Raw genomic sequence first — 16,869 nt, forward strand, 5'->3', positions numbered from 1 at the left:
GATGTTACATATCATACTTGCTATGAGCGTCAGTCTGACCTAATTGAACAGGTTTCAGTATTTCAACAACAAATTAATGCCTCTCCCAATACAGTAGCAGATCGTTTGTGGGTGACAACTCATCTCAAACCTGATGAGGAAAAACTACGGGTCTCAACCTAGACGAGGTTTATTGCAGGAATTGCTCAATACCAGCGTCAATCTCAATCTAGTTGTACAATCGAATCGTTTTCCGATTGTGTTAAGCGGCTTGAGGGGAGACAAAATACCCTGAAATAGATATATGGCAAGTAGTGTAGCAATTTATGGTAAAAGAAAAAGAGCATTAATTCGCAATAAGCCCTATTTAATGATAATGCTACTAGACTAAATTGTGACTGGGCGGCTAAGACTCGTCTGGTGCGGTTGGGGGAATGGTGACACCTGGTGGCGGTGGGGACTGAGCCACTGCACTGAGCGCAAGGCAAGCTGAGGTCGCCATGCAAGAGCTTAAAATGACAACCCACCTATTGATTGGGTACATATTCATGTTAGTGAATTAAGAACATTCTCGACTCATAACAAGTTTCCCATTCGATAACCGATACACCCCTTGCGGTTCTACAATTGGGTCGCCTTTTTGCCAAGGACGATTTGAGTTGGTATTTGAGAGTGTGCTGTCACTTGGTAAAGTTTCTACGTCTACTGTGGGAAAGCTGGACATTTGAACATCTCCCGGGCGCTGGGGTAAGCCACCAGTACCTGTGATGGTGAAGCTTCCCCTTGTTGGTTGATTGCGGCGGACAATGCAGCTATTTGCCAGAAGGCTTTCGGTGTTAATCTGATTTTCTGGTAACTCAGTGAGGCTGTTTTGGATGAAGCTGACATCGGGTATGGTAATGACTCCATCGAAAGCACCAGTAGCATTCACGTCTACTCGATTATTGCCATTAAGGGTATTTGGGGAATCGTTACGAGAAGATGCAGGGCTGTAGTTTTCACCCAAGAAGGCTCTAGTGTCGAGGGTGATATCTCCCCCTTTGCCATCACGAGCAAAAGCTAGGATATCGCTGTCATCGAAAGCGAGGATGGAGCCAGCTTTCAGGTCAATTTTGCCGCCTTCTCCTGCACCTTGGTTGACATTGGTGGTAATGTCACTGTTGCCAAATAGGTGAATCTTATCAGCAGTTATGGTGATACCTCCCCCAGAAGATTCGTTGGAGGAGGTTGCGATCGTGCCATTTGTGGCTGTTAGGTTTGGGGTATCAATCGTTACTTTACCAGCAGGAGCTGCGCCTGTTGATTCGGCACTTAAACTTGCATTGGTAAGGTTGAAGGATTCTGTGGCTTTGATATCAATACTGCCGCCTGTGCCTTCTGGATTTTTTGAGTCGGTAGATGCAGAGATAGTTGCACCGTCAGCAATGGTGAGCTTTTGCGTGTCAATGCTTAGGTTTCCCGCAGCACCATCACCTGTGGTTTTAACCGCAAGTGTACCTGGCCCTTGAATGGTTATGGCTTCTGGTGCTTGTACTATCAGGTTTCCTCCTTTACCACTTCCAGTTGTGGACGCAGACACTAAAGATAGGGGAGCTAAGGTGAGGTTGAGGGTGGATTGATTCTCATAGGGTTTTAGGGTTAAAGTCCCGGCGGGGGTTTGTCCTTGAGTTTCGGCAAAGACGCCTACAACTCCGGTTAAATTCATAGTGGATGCATTTAAGGTAATGCTACCACCCCCAAGGGGATTGGTGGCAGTACTGGTGGCGGTGGCAGTGATGCGGGCCGTGTCGGAGAGGGTTAATTGGGGGGTGATTAGAGTAATATCTCCGGCTTCGCCTTGGTTACTGGTTCCGGCAAAGAGTTCACTAACAGAACCGACGAGCGTAATTCCTTGATCGGCTTTGATATCGATACTGCCTGCCGCACCTGTGTCGCTAGTGTTACTTTTAATAGAACTATTATTGAATGTGACTAGACCTGGGCTGCTTACGGTTACATTCCCCGCTGGGTCGCTGCCTTTGGTGTCACTTTGAATGGAACTGTTGTTGAATGTGAGATTGCCTGAGCTGGTAACATCAACATTGCCTGATTGACCTTTTCTACCGATATCCAAGGTGATGAATGGACCACCAAATAAAAATGGATTTGGTACAGTCACCTGCTTACTCGTTAGAATGTTGGTATCCGTAAGCACTAAATCTCCCAAACCTTTTACCTGAACTGCTCCAGATTGTGAGTCAGAAGATAGAGTGAAGATTTCTAGATTACTTAGATTGTTTTTAGCTTCTAGGGTAACTTTCCCGCCATTTCCTGCGTTTCCTTGCTCAGAGATAGAAAAGGAGCCAAGGACTTTAGACTGATTTCCTCTCCCGGAAATATCCCCTCCTCTGGTTTGGAGGGAAATCGCGCCTCCTTGACCTGCTGTTCCTCTGGGAGAGTACGAGAAAGAGTACAAATTGCCATCGATAAAGATGTCATTGGCAGCAGTTAAGTTAACCGCGCCCCCATTGCCAAGGCCATAGGAGAAAGAGTACAGGTTGCCAGTCAAAATGTCGTTTTGAGCGGTGAGGGTGATATCTCCCCCAATGCCAGCGCCATAGGAGGTGGAGTTCAAAGTTCCTGCACTGGTGTCAATGCTTCCAACTGTGCTGCTTAGAGTGATGTTGCCCCCTTTTCCAAATCTACTGGAGGAAGAGTACAGGTTGCCAGTCAAAATGTCGTTTTGAGCAGTGAGGGTGATATCTCCCCCAATGCCAGCGCCATAGGAGGCGGAGTTCAAAGTTCCTGCACTGGTGTCAATGCCTCCACCTGTGCTACGTAGAGTGATGTTGCCCCCATTGGAGAAAGAGCCCCAATAGCTACCAGTCGTAATGCTGTTTTGGGCAGTGAGGGTGAGATCTCCCCTATTGCCAGAAAAGGATAACAACGATTTAAACGAGTCAGAGTTCAAATTGCCAGTCGTAATGTCGCCGGCGGCGGCTAGGTGAATCGCACCCCCTTCCCCTGCATCGCCAGAAGAGGAGAGCGAGCCAGAGTTCAAATCGCCAGTCGTAATGTCGCCGGCGGCGGCGGCTAGGTGAATCGCACCCCCTTCCCCTGCATTGCCAGAAAAGGATAACAATAACGAGTCAGAGTTCAAATTGCCAGTCGTAATGTTGCCGGCGGCGGCGGCTAGGTGAATCGCGCCCCCTTCCCCTGCATTGCCAGAAATAGAGGACGAGCCAGAGGACAAATTGCCAGTCGTAATGTTGTTTTGGGCAGTGAGGTTGATCGAGCCTCCGTTATTTCCCCCATTTGTTGTGTCTAAGGTTTTCCCGTTGGTGAGGATTGCTCCACCACTGAAAATCTCAATTGTCCCACCATTGGTGGTCATCTCTTGCGTACTCACATTCCCCGATGCCGCTAACAGGTTAACTATTCCCCCAGCCCCATTAAACGGCTGTAAGGTCACATTTCCACCCAGCGTAATTCCCGCAGGCACAGGCCCATTGCTAGCAGTGGGTACTGCCCCAGAATTGACACCCCCATAAGCCAAAGCACTCTGCTCAGAACGCATAATTAATACCGAAGTTCTACTCAGAGTGGCAGTATCCGTCCCTGGAGGCAAAGTGCTAGTATCGAGACCAGTAATATTGATATCACCCCCAAAGCGAATATTACCCGTTGCTTCCACCAACAGCGATGTCCCGGTATAGTTAGCCGCCACATCTACATCACCTTCGGCACTGATAATCGGGTCATAATAACTTACAAAATTTCCCAGTCCCCCCGATATGCTCTTGATGGAAAAACTGCCACCACTGGTAAAACGAGCATCAAGAGAAATAACACCATCACTGGCTAAACTCAGATTTCCCCCACTGACAAGCGGTGTCTGTGTCGGGTGATTCAACGCCAAGATGTCGATACCGCTATTTCCAATAATCGTGAGATTGCCACCCGATTGAGCCAGAAACGGAGTCGTCACACTATCGCGCACTTTCACAGTATCCTGCGCCTGTAACGTCAAATCTCCAAGAGCTTTTAATTGTCCCTGCAAGTCCAGATTACCCGCCGCCAAAGTCAGATGTTTCGGTGTTGATAAATTCCCTCGGTTAATAATCGAACCCGGTTGACTAGCAACTGCATTAAAAAACAGCGCTCCCGGAGTCACAGAAAGCAAACTACTCGTTTGCGGTTGTGTTGCACTGAAATAGCCACTATCCCCCAACTTTATGCGGTCGGCTGTTGTCGCCACAAATGACCCTTGGATATCCAAACTTGCATTCGGGCCAAATACAATCCCGTTCGGATTGAGCAAAAATAAATTCGCCTCACCCAAAACCCCCAACCTGCCCAAAATATTAGAAGGATTGCCGCCTGTAACGCGAGTTAAAATGTTTTCAATTCCAGTGGGATTGGCAAAATAAGCCCCCTTACCTTCTCCCACATTAAAGTTCTGCAAACTGTGGAACAGGTTAGCACCGCGAGTTGCGCCACCATCAATGCGATCGCTAGGAATCCCCTGTATATTGACATTGGGTTTAACGACAGAACCTTCAACACCCAGCGTATTATCAGGCACGATTTGAGCCAAAACGTGATCGCTTACTCCTATTGAGAGTATCCCCACTAAAGAGACATAACCCCCAATCTTCCACTGCCAACCTCGACCGAACCAGCTTTTAATAATCATTTGGTAGTTTTAATTAACATTTTTGCAAATCTCTACGCACCCATCTCTCAATCACCTCTGTAGATGTATTTGCCGTATTTACTTCTCTTTATAGAGTTGGTTTTTTGACGCCGACTCATTTAAATTAATTGGGATAACTAAGCTGACACAATAAAACCAAACTATCTGAATAAAAGTAAACAAGGCTCAAGCCCTCTTTCCCCTGCCCATGCAATAATTGCCTTATCTCAATGATAATTATTGACGCCGACCTACTTATAGCAATCCTAAATCATTTGTGAGAAATTACCGTACTCATTCAGCTTAGGAAAGTCAAAAATTTGACCATTGACGGCTAGCTCAAATAATGCTTTAACTACAGAAAAAGAATGGCAGAAAAAATAAAACTCTCTAATCAATTTTTTCGCTTGTAACCAAATATCTTCTACGGGATTTTATTGTGGAGCATTTGGGGCAAACCGTTTACAAGTTATCAACCATTGTTCTTGCTCAAGCTGACGATTCAAAGAGTCTAAATAGTCTTGAATTGCATTAGAACGATGATAAGAAGCTCCATCCCAAATTATTAAAAGATTAGCTCCAGGACGCTGTGATTGAAGATATTCCAAGAAATTTATCGTGTTTTGGGAGTCTCCTTTTTTAACTGCGTAAGTTATAAATTCGTGGGTTTTGTAATCTATAGCACCAAAATATGTTTGCTTATCACGAGCATTTACAACTGAAATTGATATGCGTTCGCTAGTTTTTCCCCAAACATATCCACAGATATCACCCCACAACAGATGACATTCATCAACCATGAATACCACTAACTTTCCTGACTCGATTTCAGAACGTCTCGCTTCCAGTAACTCACAGATTTCTTTTTTTTTTGATGCTACTAGTTCTTCGTCATACTTGGGGTTGTGAGCTTGAGTTTTCTTCCAACTAATCCCAGCTATATCAAATAAGTCGTAGTAGCTCTGTTTCGACTCAAACACTACCCCATACAAAGATGCTATCTTGTATTCTAGTTCGCTCAAATTCCACTTATCCTTGGTTTTGAGCCATTCAATTATTTCTGCACGCTGTTGTAGATTCAAAAATCCCTGACTTCCCTTGTATCTAAGCTTTAAGCCTTCTACTCCAAAAGTGAAAAATGCCTTTTTCCACTTACTTATAAATCCTGATGAAACATCCAATATCGATTGGATAGCAACATGAGTGTATCCTTCTAACAGCATCTTGACTGCGAGTGCCCGTTCAATTTCTCGCTTGTCTTGACTATTTTCGATAAACTCTGATAGAGATCGCATCCACATTGATATTCCCCTGTAATAGCTACTAATTATACCTTTAACTTTCTTCCGTATTTTCTCATAAACCAGATAGGATTGCTATATTATGTTGAAGGCTGTCAAAATCTTAACTATAATCGACCTCATATAACAATTTTATTTATACGTATCGTTTATAAGATTTTTATTTTGAGAAAGAGAAATTGAGTGCCGCTTCCCTTGAAGTCAAAAACCAAAAGTTATTTGAGCTAATGGTGTCAATCACTGGTAAAATCATGACTTGCTTTGAAGCCCCACTGCATTGAGTAACTGCTTGCTTAATTTATACAATATATTCTTGAACTAAAATTAGGCATTCACCTGTTGTGCTAAATTAATGGTAAAACAAAGCAATACTGATTGCACAATTAGGCAGCTACCATTGCTCAAATGTGCAACTTCAGATCCGAATAGAGTTAACCCTCTTTTCTTACTACGAGGAGAGAAAAATACTGCCTCACTTCTGAACGCTAAACGAATAATGAATTATGCAAACGCCAACGAACTTTCTCATTTAAACTTCCTTGTTGAAAAGAGTTGTAAAAATACTGATTTTAGCTTATTCTCTACTAAAGGTAAGAAAAGAGGGGTTAAAACTTCGGACAAAATCTTCCTTAGAACCTATGGTATCCTCCTATGCCAAATAGATACCGCCAATTTACCGTGCGTCGCTTTCTGGTAGTTATCTTCTTTAGCAGCCTCACATTTTTCCTGTGGCTAAATCAAGTTCCCTTCACCGTGCAGACAAAATGGGGAGAACTAGCAACGGCAAAGCCTCCTAATGCAAGCCAACTCGTACAACAAGGAATTGAACAATATCGCGTAGGAAATCTGCAAGAGGCGATCATATCTTGGCAAACTGCTTTAAGTGCCTATCAAAACATCAATAACCGCGATAACGCGGCAATTGTTCGAGAAAAACTAGCCATAGCTTATCAGCAACTCGGTCAGTTTGAAGAAGCGATCAATTATTGGAAAGAAGCGATCGCCAACTATCGCTCCTCAGAAGAATTCGTGAAGGTGGGACAGTTGCTCACAGAACTTGCTCAAACCTACAGTCGTTTGGGGCACAATAAAGAAGCGATCGCGCTTTTATGTGGTGCTTCTGAGACTGATGAGAAGTGCCTTGAAAGTGAAGGAAGTGCTTTGCAAATTGCCCAAAAATTTAGTGATCGCCAGGGAGAAGTGGCTGCATTAGGAAGCTTGGGAGAAGCGTATCACCTCAAGGGGAAGTATGATTTAGCCATTGAAACTCTAGAGTATAGCTTAAAGATTGCCCAGGAGAATAACCTCTCAGTTTATCGCTCCTCAGTGTTTAATAGTCTCGGTAATGCTTATTTTGGTAAAGCTCAACTCAATGAGCAGCGTGTTTATTCTGCTAAGTTAAGAGATGCAGAGACTAAGACAGATGAATTCATCAAAGAAGCTACTTCTGATTACAAAAAGGCTTTAGGCTATTTTAATAACAGTCTCGAACTGACTCGCTTTTCAAACGATCTATCGAGTCAAATGCGGACACTTCTTAATTTGATTCAACTTTATTACCACCCAAAATATTTAAAGTTAGCTGACAATAATAATCAGGCAGAACAAGTATTACAAGAAGCTTTAGCCCAATTTGAAAAACTCCCCAATTCTTCCAATAAAGTCTACATAGCAATTGATTTAGCTGAAATTGAACAAGTTGTTTCTTCTATAAATTCTACTTCTTTTCAAACTCAATGTCTACCGCGAAAGCTAAAGGATTCACAAGCTGAAGAACTTCTTAAAAAAGCTGTTTTGATAGCTCAAAATATTAAAGATTCTCGCTCCGAATCATTTGCTTTAGGGAAACTAGGTCATCTCTACGAGTGCCGCAAGGACTACAATAAAGCCTTAGATTTTACCAAACAGGCACGCTTGGCAGCCGACCAAAAGCTGCGTGCTAAAGATAGTCTTTATTTGTGGGAGTGGCAGGCGGGGCGAATTTTCAAGGCACAGGCGCAAGAGTCTGAGGCAATTGCTGCTTACGAACGGGCGATCGCAACGTTAGAAGGTGACGGAGGTATCCGAGATAATTTATTAATTGCTGAACAAGACTTGCAATTTAGGTTTCGGGATACCATTAGTCCTCTCTACCGAGAGTTTGCTCGTTTAAAGCTAGAGCGGGCTGAATCACTACCCATTGCTAGTCTTGAGTACCAAAAGGAACTGGATTCTGCACTCGATGCCATTGATTCTTTGAAACTAGCAGAATTGCAAAATTACTTCGGCAATGATTGTGTTTTTGCCGTTTTTGATCAAAAACGAGTTGATGACTTAGAGAGAGAAGACACTGCCATTTTTAATTCTATCATCCTAGAAGATCGGACGGCAATTGTGGTGAGTCTACCCAATCAGGAAAAGAAGCAGAATGTCAAGCCAAATACTGAAAGAAGATTGAAGAAGCTGACATGGATAAACGATAGTAAAAAATTCCAAGAATCAATCAAACAATTTCGTCTAGAAATACAGACATTTTATGACCCTACTGACGCTTTTTTAACACCAGCACAGAATCTATATAACTGGATTATTCGCCCTTTCGCTGACGATTTAGACCAAGCAAAAATCAAAACTATCGTTTTCATCCAAGACGGATTATTACGCAGTGTACCGATGGCTGCACTCCATGATGGTCAGGAATTTCTAGTTCAGAAATACGCCATTGCTACGACTCCCGGTCTGCATTTGACATTCCCTAAACCCCAAAATTTTCAAGATTTATGGATGTTAGCTTTAGGGTTAACTGAAGCAGTTACTGTTGATGGGGAAAAATTCAAGGCTTTGGAAAATGTTGCCGATGAAGTAAATCAAGCCACGAAGCTATTTCCAGGTAGCAAGAAACTGTTCAATAAACAATTCACTGATGAAGGCTTAAAGCAAGAACTTAAACAAGCAAATTACCCGATTATTCACATTGCCACTCACGGACAGTTTGGCACTATTCCAGAAGATAGCTTTTTAGTTACGGGTAATAATAAGAAGATTACAATTACTCAGCTAGAGAGTGACATCCGCCGCTTTAGTGGAGGTTTAGAGCCAATGGAGTTACTCGTGCTTACAGCTTGTCAAACTGGTGTAGGAGATGACCGTGCTACGCTGGGTATGGCTGGCATCACTGTGCAAGCAGGTGTTAGAAGTGCTTTGGCTTCTCTTTGGTACGTTGACGATGATTTTACAAAAGAGCTAGCCGTTAAGTTTTACGAGAACTTGCGATCACAAATGAGCAAAGCAGAAGCCTTGAAGGAAGCGCAAAAGGCACTGATTAATCAGAATAAGAAGATTCACCCTGCCTATTGGGCACCTTTTATCCTCATCGGTAACTGGCTTTAGGGCAGGGTTAGCGTGGTTAACGTTGGCTGTCTGCAATTTTCTTCAAATTTTCAATCCGTTTCTTGATCGTTTCCCGTTCTTTTGGTGGCAATTCTAGTGTGGTTTTTGGTGCTTCCCACTTAGCCAAATCTTTTAACAGATTTGAACCCACTTCTCCCAATTTCGACACTTGAGCCAGTTTGAGTGCTTCATCTAGCGCGTTGTACCATAAACCTGCCTCAGCATAGATATTAGCTTTCTCAACACTATTTACTGCTCTGTTCAATTTAGTTTGCACATCTGCTGGCATTTTTACAACCTCAATACTTGCCTCATCTACTAAATCACCTGATGGATTATCTGGGTCACAATGAATGACAACCTGCAAAGAATATTCTTTTCCCGGTTGCAGCCCTAATTCGTTCTCCAAAAACGGGGATAACTTCATAATCCCCGGTGAACTCTCCAATGGTATTTTGCGAACTTCTTTAGGTTTACCGCCTGGAACCCACTCGTAAATCATGAATTTCATTGGCTTGGAAGCAGAGTCACCAGGGACAAACCAAGCGAACGTAGGATGCCCTGATATTGTCCGTCCAATATAATTGCCAGAGGCAATAACGGTTAGCGGTATATCTTCTCCAGAACATCCTCTAGTCGTTCCTGCATCCGATTTGCGGTCTTTTGGGACAGGTTTCTGATTGCCAGGTTCATAGCTTCCAAGAGCTGCCGAAGTTACAATCAGCCCTAAGCTTAGGGTACAACTGATAACTAATTTGATGTTGATACGTTTGTTTAGGAACCACCGGATTGGAATCATTATAATTTTGGTTGAGTAAACATTAGTTGAGTAAATATTAATTAATTTAATTAATATAAAATAAAAGTGCCATAACAGGTATATCTGATTGACATATTAGGTTTGCTAATTATTGTCGTCACCACTGTCGCAGATGTAAATAAACAAGCAGGAGCTAAAAAGTATTATCCTAAAAGCCCTTTTTTATAGAACTTCATATTAAATTTATATTACGCCCTCTGCGGGTAAAAATCCAGCTTTTACTCCTAATAGGCCAAGTTAACTCACACAAAGTTCCTTTATCTTTAAGAGACTTTCGCTGAAACTTTCCTCTTAATTTTTTTGCTATATTTAGACACTGCTTCGTTCCTTGCCCTTCATAATACGAGTGAATGCCAGCCCCATTATCTTCAATGCTTAGGGTGTACCAGCCTTCATTTTGTTTGCCAGTAGCACAGAGACGGGTCACTCCTTTGGCATGTTTGCCGACATTGCATAATGCTTCTTCCAAAAATTGGCAGAGTTCTTGCTTTTGCTCAATGCTTAAGTATTTCTCATCAATCGGAGCGAACGAATAGGCTTTAACTTTGAGCGTTTTAAAGCAGGGAAAGTTTCGCTGGAGTGTATAGCTGTAGATTTCATATAAAAGGTTGCGAATTGGCAGCTTTAAGTCTAAGATTAGACCACTGCCGAGACGGAGACTTTCCTTTCGGTTTAAGGCTTCTAGTTTCAGGTATTCGCCAACTTCTCGAATTTCGTAGTTTAGATTTTGCAGGTCAAGGAGCAATTGATCTTGTTCTAAATCTTGGTCTTGAACGTGCCTCAAAATCTTGGCTAGTGTTTGTAAGGGTCCATTATGGATTACGACAAATGTCTGCTCAATAGTGTGTTGGCGGATCTCAATCTGAGACTTCAAAAATCGATCGTATTGATAAAAAGTACTCAAGATTGCACCATTAATGACCAAAACAAGTAGTGCTGGAGCTACTGGAATCCACCATCCGTTAACGATGAAGGTATAACCAATTCCAACTAATCCAAGGCTGGCAACAGCAACATACACAAGGTTTTTCAATGGAGATTGAGTCAGCCGACCGAGATAAATGGCTAAAATGCCCCAACCGACAATCCAAAGATATTCCCAACCCTGTGACCAGGTTTGAAAAACAGGTCGTCTGTCGAGAACAGCACTGACAATTTGACTAACAACATGGGCATGAAATTCTACTCCATAAATTTTCCCAGGCGGTTGCAAATTAGCGATCGCATCGGTATTGATAAAGTCTTTAATACTAGGAGCAGTTACCCCAATCAGAACGATGCGTCCACCGAAGGCATCATGCAGCTGATTGGGATTACCCTTCCCGGTTTCGATATCGTTAATATTTTTAAGCGATAGCGTGCGAAATCGTTTTCGACCGTTGCGATAATTGAGGAGTAGCTGAACTCCAAAATCATCAGTTCGCACGTAGCCCCCAGAATTGGGCAAAAAGCGAGGCAGTTCAGTGGAACCAAACCGCATCGCATCGCGATCGCGAATGCCATTGCTTAGTTCGATACCTTCAGCCAAGAGATACGTTTCTGCCAACCGTAAAGGTAGGGAAAATGCATATTTTTTTTCGTCTTCGGATCTCTTGATTCCAAGTATTGCACGCCTGACTTTATTGTCATCATCCGAAAGGACATCTGCAAAACCAATTTGTTCTGAGGGGAAGTCGGGGGATGGCTTAATGACTGTGGGTAAGACTTTTTCAACCGCAATCAGATTTTTGATGTCTTTAAAGGTTGCAACCAGTTCGGCATGACCGGGTTCAACGGCTATATCTCTAACAATATCAAGACCAATCACTTTGGGTTGGTACTTTTGTAACGTTTTTAGCAGTTTGGCAATCTCGCGATCGGGTATAGGGTAATTTTTGATACGTCCGATATCCTCCTCATTAATTCCGACAATAACAACTCGTTCGTCGATAGGTTCCCAAGGACGCAGGCGAAGAAAGGAGTCAAGAGTTACCCATTCTATAAATTGCAGTGACCCATTCAGGCGAAAGAAGACAATAAGTGCCAAAATAAAAATTCCTGGCAGTGTTGTTATAGACCAGATGGTAATTCCTTGTTTAAATTTATTCCAAATACCTAGTAACAACAGTTTCTTCCTTAACAAATCTTCTTAATCAATAAACCCCTCTTCTCTAGCTCGTTTCTCCGTTTGGATGCGAAGACTTTTACCATCTTCCGGGTAAACGCCTAAAATGTCTTGAATTTTAGTCCAGTAGTGGCGTACCGTTCTCGGTGCTACTCGCATCCGGAGGGCAATGACTTTATCTTCCAATCCTTCTTCAAAGGCTAGATTGAGTACCTCAATCCATTCTGGCTTGACTTCTTTTGGTGGTATTTTGAGGTCTTTGGTATGTGTGACTCCTTTGAGTGCCAAGTCAATCCGGCTCAACATCTCCTGGCTAGAAAGTCCTTTGTCCGCTACAGTGAACCCTCCTTCATGAGCATCAATGTCCGGTTTAATCCGCACCAGTGCTTTGACATAACTGCTTTGCACGACCAGATTGAGGGTAAGATAGTTTTTCATTAACGTTTCCAAGCTTTTAATGCCTCGATTGATTTCGGCAGTGTCTTTTGAGGTTTCTGGCAGGGAAAGATCCATAATAACTAAGTCGGGCCCAAATACTTCGACTTGCTCGAGAGCATTCTGGGTTGTTCTGGCGGTGAGGATTTTGGCTTGTGGGTAGTGCCGTTTCAGCAAGTCAAGCGTTCCATTCAGGATTAGTTCATGGTCATCCACCACAAGTATTTTGAGCTTCTCTTGTTTTGGTAAATCTTGACTCATCGTTGAAACCTCGAATTTGACAACGTTACTGTACCGAATGGCATCGGGTCGTCATGGGGAAAAAGCTCGAAAAATCAATGTTTTTCTTTAACTGAAACCTTGCACCAACCTTTCCAATCACCAAAGATTTAATCTATCTTCTGTCATTAAAAAACTTTGTCCTCTGCCCTCCTTTCGCGTCGGGGGGATAGAAGGAAGAAAGTAGGAAGAGGGTTAGGTTTTTTAACCTCGCCAACCTTATCCTTAAACTTTGGCGGATGAAGGGATAGCTACGAAATGTGAGTTTAAGTTTTTTAGTCATCTGTATTATAACACAAATCGTTGTTCTAAAGGATAAATTTGGCTTTTAGATATAGATATCAGATCGACAATACATTTCACACTTGTCCCAACTTAATTGCACAAGTCTGCAATTAAATTAGCTGAGTCATTCCATTAACTTGTCACAGAAGGTTAATGCATTGTTTGTGTTCCACGTTCTACTGTATAAATCAGCAGATTGAACAGATATGTTTAGCTAAAAACCTCTGATTTCCCACGGTCAATAAACTCATCTCATTGCTACCAATTAAGAATTAGAGGAGAGGGTACCTGTACCAAGTACAGACTATACTCTATTTTTTACTAAGCCTTCACGTCATGCCCTCATTGACTGGCAGGGCGACCACATTATATCAATAAGACTAGTCTATTATCAATAATCGCAAAATAATCTCATTAATCCCTGCTGATTGACAAAAATTTTAGCGTAGGCATAGCCCGTCACAAACATCGCATTGAGTCTTGGAAAGTAAATCAAACGATAAATTCCAATTTGTCGTTGGTTTTTAATCTTGGTTGCGAGCAAAAGTACTTTAGATGCGTTTGCCCTGCCAGGAATGCCTGTCTTGTGATTAAGCGTCGTAAGAATCTGAAAGAAGTGGAGCATTTTAAGCTAAGTAATTACACAATCTCAATTTTGTACAAGTTAATTGCATACATATTTTAGAAGGATGTTGAAACGATGATTATCGTCATGAAATCCGGTTCTCCTCGGCAAGAAATTGACTTATTACTCACAGAACTTTCAGGCTGGAATGTTGTCCCAGAACTCTCTGTAGGTAAACATAAAGTAGCTATTGGTTTAATTGGTGATACGGCAGAAATCGACGTGCGCCAAGTGCAAAATTTAAGCCCTTTTATTGAGCAAGTGCTACGCATAAAAAAGCCATTTAAACGGACTAGCTTAGAGTTTCGTAATGGTGAACCCAGTGAAGTAAAGGTGTTTACACCCTCTGAAACCATAACTTTTGGTCAAAACCATCCTGTAGTCGTAATTGCAGGCCCCTGTTCTGTAGAAAGCGAAGAGATGATTGTAGATACTGCACTGAAAGTCAAAGCAGCAGGTGCAAAGTTTCTCAGAGGGGGTGCTTACAAACCAAGGACTTCACCCTATGCTTTCCAGGGACATGGAGAAAGTGCCTTGGACTGGTTAGCAACAGCTAAATCGGTTTCTGGTTTGGGTATTATTACCGAGGTAATGGATGCTGCTGAGTTGGAAATAATTTCATCCGTTGCAGATATTTTGCAAATTGGCGCACGCAATATGCAAAACTTTTCCCTTTTGAAAAAAGTCGGTGCAACCAATAAACCTGTGTTCCTCAAACGTGGTTTGTCAGCCACTATTGAAGATTGGCTGATGTCTGCGGAGTATATTTTGGCAGCAGGAAATCCCAATGTGATTTTGTGCGAACGAGGTATTAGAACTTTTGACAGGGAATATACACGCAACACATTAGATATATCTGCAATTCCGGTTTTGCGTAATTTGACTCACCTTCCAATTGCGATCGATCCCAGCCACGCTACTGGTAAATCGGAATTGGTGACATCAATGGCGCTAGCTGCGATCGCGGCTGGTTGTGATTCGCTAATGGTTGAGGTTCACCCTAACCCTCAAAAAGCCCTTTCAGATGGGCCTCAATCGCTCAACTTTCCTAACTTTGAGCAATTTATGAAGGAAATTACTCCTCTGGGCAAATTCTTTGGTCGCTGGCAAGAACCAAGATATACGAACAGTAAAGTCACTCAGTCGCAGACATCCTTAGCAAATTGGAAGATTGGGGTTCTTTAAGAATTGTTAGCTCGTCAGCCAAGATTGAAAACTTTAATCACAACAAACTCTCGAAAACATGAATACAGTTAGCTTAAGTACAAACACTACCCAGAAAACTGCCTTTTCTTTTGTTCCTAGTTCAGATGATGCTGTAATTGTAGGCGATCGCAATCTCACTGTTGAAGAAGTAATTAGTGTAGCGCGTTATGGCAAACAGGTACGTTTAACCGATGATCCAGAAAAACTGGGTAATATCCAAGCATCCTGTGATTATATTCATAATGCCGTTGAATCTGGTGAACCTATTTATGGGGTGACAACTGGATTTGGTGGTATGGCAAATGTGGTAATTTCTCCTGAATCTGCGACTTTACTACAAAATAATTTGATGTGGTATCACAAAGTAGGTGCAGGTAAAAAAATACCCCTAGTTGATGTTCGGGCTGCCATGCTTCTACGTGTGAATTCTCACATCAGTGGTGCATCGGGGATTCGTTTAGAAATACTCAAGCGGATGTTGATATTTCTGAATGCTGGTGTTACACCTCATGTCTGCGAATTTGGTTCCATTGGTGCTAGTGGCGATTTAACACCCTTAGCATATATTACCGGAGCATTGATTGGTTTAAATTCCAGTTACACCGTTGACTTTAATGGTGAAGAAATAAATGCCTTAACAGCACTCAAAAAGCTGAATTTAGAACCATTGCACCTACTTCCTAAAGAAGGGTTAGCAATGATGAATGGTACTTCAGTCATGACAGGTATCGCCGCCAATTGCGTCTACGACACCAAAAACCTCTTAGGTTTGTCAATGGCTGCCCACGCTTTAGCTATTCAAGGTTTAAATGGGACTAATCAATCATTCCACCCATTTATCCATAAACTCAAACCACATTCAGGACAAAAATGGGCTGCTGACCAAATGCTCAACCTGTTAGAAGGTTCACAGTTAGTTAGAGACGAGTTAAATGGCGCTCATAATTATCGCGGCAAACATCCGATTCAAGATCGTTATTCACTGCGTTGTTTACCTCAATATATGGGGCCAATTGTCGATGGACTTGACCAAATTCAAAAACAAATTGAAGTAGAAATTAACTCTGTAACTGACAACCCACTTATCGATCTAGAAAACCAAGCAAGTTATCATGGCGGTAATTTCTTAGGGCAGTATATTGGTGTAGGCATGGATCAATTGCGTTATTACATCGGGTTGTTAGCGAAACACTTGGATGTCCAAATAGCGTACTTGGTAGCACCAGAATTTAACAATGGGCTATCTGCATCTTTAGTTGGTAACACAGATCGAGTTGTAAACATGGGGTTAAAGGGATTGCAAATTACTGGCAACTCGATTATGCCTCTGTTAACCTTTTATGGAAATTCCATAGCCGATCGTTTTCCTACTCATGCTGAACAATATAATCAAAATATCAACAGCCAAGGTTTTGCTTCCGCAAATTTAGCACGTCAATCAGTAGAAATCTTCCAACAATATATTGTGATCGCTTTGATGTTTGGTGTGCAATCAGTTGATTTACGCACATACAAAAATTTTGGACATTATGATGCTCGTGCTACACTCTCGCCTGCAACTAAAGATTTATATCTAGCAATCCGCAATGTAGTCGGGCAACCACCTTCTGCTGAACGACCCTACATTTGGGACGATAACGAACAAGCTTTAGACGAACACATTGCCAAAATTGCCATTGATATTGCCAATGGCGGGCAGATTGTGCAAGCAATTAACAATCTTTTGTTGAGCTTAGATAATGTTTGAAAAGTTTTCTAAGCGATAGCTTAAGTGTTCTAGATCCTCTTAAA

At 42.3% G+C, this 16,869-nt stretch carries 7 protein-coding genes and 1 pseudogene; 3 read left to right on the plus strand and 5 right to left on the minus strand.

The window, feature by feature from the left end:
* Nucleotides 1-538: 538 nt before the first annotated feature.
* The gene (locus tag H6G97_RS26115; RefSeq protein ID WP_190943512.1) at nt 539-4,654 is read right to left on the minus strand and encodes a two-partner secretion domain-containing protein; all 4,116 of its coding nucleotides are present in this window, start codon (nt 4,652-4,654) and stop codon (nt 539-541) included.
* Nucleotides 4,655-4,920: 266 nt separating this feature from the next.
* Nucleotides 4,921-5,949 (minus strand): annotated as a pseudogene (locus H6G97_RS26120) (IS630 family transposase).
* A 657-nt stretch (nt 5,950-6,606) separates the two neighbouring features.
* Between H6G97_RS26120 and H6G97_RS26125 the strand changes: the two are divergent.
* Complete coding sequence (locus tag H6G97_RS26125) at nt 6,607-9,324, plus strand: CHAT domain-containing protein (RefSeq protein WP_190943513.1); 2,718 nt, start codon at nt 6,607-6,609, stop codon at nt 9,322-9,324.
* 16 nt (nt 9,325-9,340) lie between these two features.
* On the opposite strand, the gene H6G97_RS26130 is transcribed toward H6G97_RS26125, so the two are convergent.
* The 3 genes from H6G97_RS26130 to H6G97_RS26140 form a co-directional block, all read right to left on the minus strand.
* Entirely contained in the window at nt 9,341-10,123 is a 783-nt protein-coding gene (locus H6G97_RS26130) for a DUF928 domain-containing protein (protein WP_190943514.1), read from the minus strand.
* Between the two features lie 193 nt (nt 10,124-10,316).
* Nucleotides 10,317-12,248 (minus strand): sensor histidine kinase, encoded by a 1,932-nt coding sequence (locus tag H6G97_RS26135; RefSeq protein WP_199349650.1) that lies wholly within the window; start codon nt 12,246-12,248, stop codon nt 10,317-10,319.
* A gap of 24 nt (nt 12,249-12,272) precedes the next feature.
* On the minus strand, nt 12,273-12,944 hold the full coding sequence (locus H6G97_RS26140) for a response regulator transcription factor (protein ID WP_190943515.1): 672 nt from the start codon (nt 12,942-12,944) through the stop codon (nt 12,273-12,275).
* A gap of 1,003 nt (nt 12,945-13,947) precedes the next feature.
* On the opposite strand from H6G97_RS26140, the gene aroF reads away from it, so the two are divergent.
* Both aroF and H6G97_RS26150 read left to right on the plus strand, forming a co-directional pair.
* The gene (gene aroF / locus H6G97_RS26145; RefSeq protein ID WP_190943516.1) at nt 13,948-15,057 is read left to right on the plus strand and encodes a 3-deoxy-7-phosphoheptulonate synthase; all 1,110 of its coding nucleotides are present in this window, start codon (nt 13,948-13,950) and stop codon (nt 15,055-15,057) included.
* 58 nt (nt 15,058-15,115) lie between these two features.
* Entirely contained in the window at nt 15,116-16,825 is a 1,710-nt protein-coding gene (locus tag H6G97_RS26150) for an HAL/PAL/TAL family ammonia-lyase (RefSeq protein ID WP_190943517.1), read from the plus strand.
* Nucleotides 16,826-16,869 lie beyond the last annotated feature (44 nt).

The organism is Nostoc flagelliforme FACHB-838 (assembly GCF_014698065.1).
GTDB lineage: Bacteria > Cyanobacteriota > Cyanobacteriia > Cyanobacteriales > Nostocaceae > Nostoc > Nostoc flagelliforme_B.

What these genes read in the sequence shown, in the direction of transcription:
- H6G97_RS26115 (WP_190943512.1), bottom strand. Translation starts at nt 4,654, where the DNA reads ATGATTATTAAAAGCTGGTTCGGTCGAGGTTGGCAGTGGAAGATTGGG.
- H6G97_RS26125 (WP_190943513.1), top strand. Translation starts at nt 6,607, where the DNA reads ATGCCAAATAGATACCGCCAATTTACCGTGCGTCGCTTTCTGGTAGTT.
- H6G97_RS26130 (WP_190943514.1), bottom strand. Translation starts at nt 10,123, where the DNA reads ATGATTCCAATCCGGTGGTTCCTAAACAAACGTATCAACATCAAATTA.
- H6G97_RS26140 (WP_190943515.1), bottom strand. Translation starts at nt 12,944, where the DNA reads ATGAGTCAAGATTTACCAAAACAAGAGAAGCTCAAAATACTTGTGGTG.
- aroF (WP_190943516.1), top strand. Translation starts at nt 13,948, where the DNA reads ATGATTATCGTCATGAAATCCGGTTCTCCTCGGCAAGAAATTGACTTA.
- H6G97_RS26150 (WP_190943517.1), top strand. Translation starts at nt 15,116, where the DNA reads ATGAATACAGTTAGCTTAAGTACAAACACTACCCAGAAAACTGCCTTT.